We start from the raw sequence: 4674 nt of genomic DNA, 5'->3' as shown, positions 1-4674 counted from the left end.
ATGATCTCGGAGACGTCCCTGGACGTGTTGCCGTTGTTGACACTTTCGAAGCTGTGCTGGAAATGCGGGGCGGGGACGATGAACCCGGCCGCGGCCAGGGCCCGGATGATGAACAGCGAGTTCTGCGGGCTGCTGCCCAAGCCGTGGGTGAAGTTGTAGACGGGGAAGACGCCGTTGGCGGCCGGGGCGTTGGTGACAGGGTTGCCGCCGGGGGTGCCGGTGGCCGGGTAGTAGACGTAGGTGGTGCACGGGCGGCTACCCCGGTACCAGTCGTAGCGGCGCACACCCACCGCGAACGGGTTGGCCGGTGCGGGATCGGCGTAGGCCTGCCCCGAACCGAGCAGGGACACCCCAGCCCCGGCCGCTGCGGCGGCGCTGAGCTTCAAAAGGGTCCGTCGTTGCATCGACACGATGCCTCCTAGTTTGCTGTTGTGTGGTTAATCCGGTCGGCCGTTGCCTCGGCCCACCGGTAGCAGGAAATTTGCGTGCCGACGCCAGCCACCGTCACCTCTGGCATCGACCGTGAGCAGTGCTACGCGCCGTCGATGTGAAGCACGACGGGACTCCAATGGGGTGATCAGCCGGACGCTCCGAAAGTTGTGTGACCGCACGGCATGGCGCGACGACACGGCGGGCGTCAGTGAATCGCGTGTGACGCAACCCGCGTGGTCATGAGCCGGTTCATCGGCGTGCGCGCCGGCAAGCGGTCATCCGTGCCGCTCTGCCTGACGGGGAGTCGGTTGTGCGGATCGGCGCCGCGCGCCCTGCTTCGCCTGACCCGGGGGCCCGTTGTGCGAGCCGACGACGCGCAGCGGTAGGTCGTTCCGCCCGGGCGAGAGCGCAAGAATTTGCCTTCGCATGAACCATTACCTTCCATGACTCATACCCGGCGCGTCCGACCTGGCGGGTTCATCCCGCAAACCAGGCCGGCATCCCAAGCGCCCGGAGCCAGGGAAGTCGGTCGGGTCAGCACGCTAAGCGGTGGTTGTGTAGCCGAGATCTATGTAACAGATAGCGTGCCCCAAGAACCAGTAACTGTCAATTACCAGCGTTAACGCCCCCATCCCGCGCAATGGCGAAGCGAACACCCGGCCGTCTTGCCGCCGACGCGCATGGTGCCCGCAGGGAGATTTTCGAGCCGCCGAGCGCGATGCCAGAGTCCGCATTGCCGGAGATCTGGGCGCCCACAACAAAATTGTCAGGCAACCAGGCCGATATGGAGCACGCCGCACGGCTGCGGCTCGGCTTCAGCTGCGGCTCGGCTTCGGCTGCGGCTCGGCGAGGCGGGCGACGGTCAAGCACGTCATCCACATCCTCGCCAAGCTTCAGCTGCCGACCGCGTCCACGCGGTCTTCTTCGCGTCTGACAGCCGCCGTGTCACCCAGCTCGTAGTTGGGGCTGGACGTTCAGCCGAGACGGAAGTCGACGACGCGGATCGGTGATGGTGTCGTGCCGCTGGAGCGGCGCTGGTACAAAATCGAAAGAACGCCACCGGATATCCGGCTGCGGTCGACGACCACCTCACCAAAGGCGTTGAGCCCCGAACCGTCGAACCGGACCGTCCAATCCGTCCACCCGCTGGCCGCGCTCGCGGTGACGATCCGGCCATACGGCATCACCACATAGGCGTTGTTCGCGTCGTCCAGCACGAGCTGCGAGCGGCCAAAAGCGTTGAGCGCCACCGGGATTTCCATCTTGCGCCACACGCCCGCCGCATCCCGCCAGAGGTGGAAGGCACGCCCGGACGATATCCGCTGCTGCACGAAGTTGGACACGCACTGGGTGAACCGGCCGGGCACGTAGCTGATGATGACGTGTGGGTTGCCTGCCGAGTCGATCGCCTGGCTCTCCTGGTTGATCAGGGCGTGGTCGACGGCGACCGGGTCGACGACGTGGCCTGCGGAGCTCAGCGACACGAGCGTGCTCGATCCGGTGGTCGCCAGCAGCTGCCCGGCGTTGTTGCGCCATGTCCGGCCGCGGTCGTCGCTGTAGACGTAACCGGTGTCGTGGTTGGCCAGTCCACCACGGTTGCACATCACCGCCGAGTTGCCTTCTCGCCACGTGAACGAGGCGTGCAACCGGCCGCCCGGACCGTAGGAGATGCCGTGCAGGTACATGTTGCGTGTGGTGCTGGTGGCACCGTTGCGGGTGTAGTTGCCGCTCGCCGAGGACCACCGACCCAGCCGGGTCCAGGTGCTGCCGTTGTACTCGGCCAGCTCCATGGTGCCGTTGCCGGATCCGCCGGTGCGGTAGCTCAGTTGCAGCCGCCCTTCCGGCGTGGTGATGAAGCGCGGGTACGTGATGCTGCCCAGCGACACGCCGTCGAGACTGCGCTGCACGGCGCCGAACCGGCTGGCCGACCACGACACGCCGGCGGGGTTGGAGACCAGGCCCGCCTCCGATTTCACGTAGTAGATGGCGTTGTTGTGGGTGTCCATCCCGAGATGCAGCCGCCCGTCGGTGCGCGAGATCCCGAGCGAGATGACGTTGTGCGAGTCGTTGACGGACAACCGATGAGACAGCTGGACCACCTGCCAGGCGCCGCCCGGGAGCTGGCGGCGCGCGACCATCGCGTTGCGCGTGGAGGTGTACCAGGCCGTGTACTGGTATCCGGCGTAGGTAACGATTCCGTCCTGCTGGAACGATGCGTTGTTGACCAGCCCGTCATACGAAACGAAGTACATCGCGGACGGGTCGAGCTGAGTGTCGCTCAGCCATGTGACAGTCGGGGCCGCCGCCGAGCCCACCTCGAAATCAAGATAGTCGATGTTGGCCAGGCCGGTGGAACTGGTCGGGCTCAGCCGGATCGTGTTGCCGCCCGCGTTGACGGACACGCTCAACGTCCGGGTCACCCACGCACTCCACGCCCCCGTCCCCTCGAACGCCACCGCCGGCTGCACCGTCACACCGTTGACGATGATGTCGGCCGGCCGCGAAGTGGTGGTCCCGTTGGCGAAACGCACACCGAGCGTCGCGGTCCCCGCAGCCGGGGCGTTGACAGTGAACTGGACGGAGGCACCGACCGCGTTGCTGCCATTACAGAACCCGCTCCCCGAATACCCCGCGTGATCCGAGTCGATCGTGCCCGTGCACACCGCCGGCGAGCTCTCCGCCTCGTACCGCACCGGTGCGGCGTGAGCGGAAGTTCCGGGCAGCGCCATTGCCGTCCCGGTCAGTAGAGCGACGCACGCGATGAAGGACTTCAGGTGTCTCATCAGACTCCCCTGCTGGCTCGCGCCGGCCCGGACGGCGACTTCGAAATAATTGGTACCAATCTTGGCTATCGCCGAGTCATGCGCAAGGGGTATCACCGCGACGACCGCTGTACTGCCATTGATCATTGACAGTTATCGGACCTTAGGGCACGCTATCTGTTAAATGTGGTGAGGGCCGGACAACGACTGCTACATGTGCTGATCCCGACGACCCTCCCCGCTCCGGGCGCTTGGGATGCCGACGTGGTCTGCGGGGGGACCGCGACGTGGTCGGCCGCCAGATAAACGAGTCTCGCCACTGCGCGACGCCGCGCGACGCCGAACCCCGCAACCAGCTCTCTGGTCAGGGACAGCCCGGAGGTTTCGCACAATGTCCACATCGGTCCATCAGCATGAGGACTGAGTCAGAACCGAGTGCCAACCGGAAGGCAGATGTTCAAGCGTCGGACAGCACTCGCGGCGGCGGGAGCGGGCGTCGTCGACGGCGCACCATTCGCCGCCGCGTCTGTCCAAACGCTACAGATCCACGGTGTCATTGTCCGACCTGACAGCCAGATTCCGTAGCGACGGGTGAGGCGCATTGGCCGGACAGCCGAACAGGTTAGGAGAACAATGAGGAAAAGACGTCCCGCCCGCACCGTCGTGGGCCTGACCGCACTCGCGCTCCTCGTGAGCGCGGGGACTATCGTGCCGTCCACACCGGCACACGCCATCTTTGGCACTGCGAACATCAAGCCGATCGAAAGCAACATCGCCGCCAAGTTCTGGGCCTCGGCGACCGCGAGCAGCAGCTCGTCCACCGCCGCACTGGCCATCGACGGCGACCCGACAACATCGTGGTATGCCGACCGCCCCAGCGCCGAGCAGAAGCTGACCGTCGACCTCGGCGGCGCGTACGACAATCTGCGAAAAGTGAAGGTGATATTCCCGGATCGCGGCGCGGTGTACCGGTACACCATCGAGGCCTCCTCCGACGGTCGCCGGTGGAAGACGATAGCCGACGAGTCCCGCAACCGTGCCGTGTCGCGTGGGGCAGTGCATCTGTTCACCAGGCCGGGCACGCGCTTCGTCCGGCTCACGTTCAATGGGGTGTCGGGGCGCGCCAGGGCCGGCATCAGCGAGCTCCAGGTCTTCAACTACCTGCGCAACAACCTCATCCTCGGCGCCGATGTGTCCTGGGTGGATGACCAGCAGACGAGGCAATACTGGGTCGATCCGCTGGCCGCCGACCGGGGCGCCGGGCCGCACCTGCTCGACGTGCTCAAGGACCGGGGCATGGAGTACGCCCGGCTGCGGATCTTCAACGAGCCGCGGGACGAGGGCACCGGCGCGCTCACGCCGGTCCCGCGCCAGGGTCCGGACCGCTCGCTGACGTCGGCAAGCTGGATCAAGCAGCGGGGTATGGGCCTTGGCATCGACTTCCACTACGCGGACTCGTGGGCGGACCCGAGCAAGCAAC

The 4674-nt window shown here is 66.1% G+C and carries 3 protein-coding genes; 1 reads left to right on the top strand and 2 read right to left on the bottom strand.

What is annotated here, in order from left to right; genetic code table 11:
* Together DM816_RS40345 and DM816_RS40340 are read right to left on the bottom strand one after the other, a co-directional pair.
* On the bottom strand, positions 1-410 hold a 410-nt coding region (locus DM816_RS40345), incomplete at its 3' end, for a twin-arginine translocation signal domain-containing protein (RefSeq protein ID WP_162908358.1).
* Positions 411-1406: 996 nt separating this feature from the next.
* Positions 1407-3215, bottom strand: a complete 1809-nt coding sequence (locus tag DM816_RS40340; RefSeq protein ID WP_117215726.1) for a BNR-4 repeat-containing protein — start codon at positions 3213-3215, stop codon at positions 1407-1409.
* 612 nt (positions 3216-3827) lie between these two features.
* Between DM816_RS40340 and DM816_RS40335 the strand changes: the two genes are divergently transcribed.
* Positions 3828-4674, top strand: an 847-nt coding sequence (locus DM816_RS40335; RefSeq protein ID WP_170318934.1) for a glycosyl hydrolase 53 family protein, incomplete at its 3' end; no start/stop codon positions are given.

Origin of the sequence: Allorhizocola rhizosphaerae (assembly GCF_003426775.1) — a bacterium.
In the GTDB taxonomy this organism is placed as follows: Bacteria; Actinomycetota; Actinomycetes; order Mycobacteriales; family Micromonosporaceae; genus Allorhizocola; species Allorhizocola rhizosphaerae.
This window is presented reverse-complemented; position numbering and strand designations above follow the sequence as displayed.

Excerpts from the sequence above, each read along its gene's own strand:
- DM816_RS40340 (WP_117215726.1), bottom strand. The coding sequence starts at position 3,215 with ATGAGACACCTGAAGTCCTTCATCGCGTGCGTCGCTCTACTGACCGGG.